The organism is Thiohalocapsa sp., assembly GCF_019695415.1.
Lineage (GTDB): Bacteria > Pseudomonadota > Gammaproteobacteria > Chromatiales > Chromatiaceae > Thiohalocapsa.
Genome location: NZ_JAIFKJ010000039.1, coordinates 1 through 1,788, shown reverse-complemented (window position 1 = coordinate 1,788; position 1,788 = coordinate 1). Strand labels below are relative to the sequence as shown.

The following is a 1,788-nucleotide window of genomic DNA, read 5'->3' as shown; positions in this document are numbered from 1 at the left end:
AGGTTGTCGAACCAGAGTACGCCGTCGAATTCGAGCTCAAACTTGTGCCTTCCCGCCGACACTAGGCGCAGGTCCTGAGTCGCGCAGCCATTCTCCGGAACGGCGAAGTCGAAGGAGAATTCAGCCCAGTCGGCGCGGCCCAGAAACACCTTGCTCTCCCCAAGCACCTCGCGGCTATTGCCATGACAGGTAAGCCGCCACCGCACACCCCCCTCGGTCTTGAGTCCGTCCACCCGCGCCATGCCCTTTAACCGATAGGTGCCGGGCTGCAGGAACAAGCGTTGCGCAAGATGGTGGAAGCGCCCCTCGAAGCTGCTGAACCGCACCATCAGGGACTGAGCACCCTTGCTGCCCAGTGTGCGCAACTGCCGGATGTTCAGCTGTTTGTGTGCCCTGGTCTGCCAGCCGAAGCTCGTACCGCTGAGCGGCAGCTCGAAGCCGCCATTGAACAGCAACCCGAGCTCCGCGCGCGCCTCGGGCTGCAGGGTATTCAGCCATTCCAGGTATGCCTCCGCCGGATACCCGTCCCGCAGCAGGCGGTTCTGGTAGGCGATTCGCTCTGCATCAGTAACGGCATCGCGATCGGCTTGCCGGCGCAGTGCCATGAGATAGCGCACGACCTCGGTGCTGTCTGTGCGTTGCACGGCATAGCGAAAGAAGCCGGGCCACCACGAGGGAGTCTCCTTCACAATCGTCCGCAGCAGCCCGCGGCGGGTGGGATCTTCCGCCAGCTGCAGAAGCACAGGAAAGCTCTCCCATCTGATCCTTCCATTCGCAACCATGGCCTTGCTGAGATGCTGCAAGGCGGTTGGCGTATCGCCGCGTTGATCCCAGTACAGCGCAATACGCTGCTGGATGTTCGGGTCGACGGGTCGCAGGCGGTCTGCGATGCGTATCAGCGCGTCGGCATCCTCGGTCCTTCCGGCCTCGGCGTCGAGCGCTGCGATGGCAAGCAAGGGGCGGGAATCGGTGGGGTTGGCGGCATAGGCGCGCGCGAACAGCGCTCGGGCGGCATCGCTGTCCTCCTCAAGCGTGCGCACCGCTTCCGTATACAGCGCCAGCGGATGCGCGGGCTGCCAGGTCAGCACCTGCTCCAATGCATCCGGATTCCCGGCCACCAGGCGCTCGGCATAGTGCGCGGCCAGGCCTGAAGTGAAGATGCGCCAAGCAAGGAACGCCGCGAGGACGAGCAGCAATGCTCGCCATAGGGTCAAGGGCAGATGTGGCACGGTTGGTCAGTCTTCCTGAATACGAAACCGCCGGATGCGATACTCCGATTCCGTGGGCACCAGCTCTAGCTCCACGGCCCCGCGAACCTCTCGCGTCACGCCGTCTTTGCTGGGCTTGCGGACGATGATCCGGCCGTCGCCGTTGATGCGCCCTTCCAAAGTGTCTCGCCACGCCATCTCATGGAAGCTGAGCCAGAGCCGATCTGAGCTCGTCGCTGGACGGCTTGACGCCGTCAGCGCCGGCTTGACTGGGTGTGGAAGAGCGGCCGCCAATGGCTCCGCGAATAGCGACGCCAATCGAGCCCTGTCTCCCCGTCCGAAGGCAATCTGCAGTTCGTTTGTGACGCGGCTTCCGATCAGGGCCGCCCTGGAGCTGTCTCTATAAACAACTTGAAAAAAAAAAAGATTAGAACTTCATAGACAAGACAATCGTTTTTGAACAAAACGACCACACATTCAAACTTTATGATCAAACATATAACTGAACCATTCACATCTATACAACACAAGCACTACCCGATCACACATGATTCACCACTGTACACAAACAACACAGACA

At 60.9% G+C, this 1,788-nt stretch carries 2 protein-coding genes; both read right to left on the bottom strand.

Features of this window, described 5'->3' with window-relative positions; all coding sequences use genetic code 11:
- Positions 1 to 1,229 (bottom strand): hypothetical protein (locus I6U14_RS00495; protein ID WP_296895986.1); only part of this gene is annotated, 1,229 nt, incomplete at its 3' end.
- Positions 1,230 to 1,235: 6 nt separating this feature from the next.
- Positions 1,236 to 1,406 carry a hypothetical protein gene (locus tag I6U14_RS00490; protein ID WP_296895985.1) on the bottom strand — a complete coding sequence of 57 codons (171 nt, stop codon included), beginning with the start codon at positions 1,404 to 1,406 and terminating at the stop codon, positions 1,236 to 1,238.
- Positions 1,407 to 1,788: the final 382 nt, after the last annotated feature.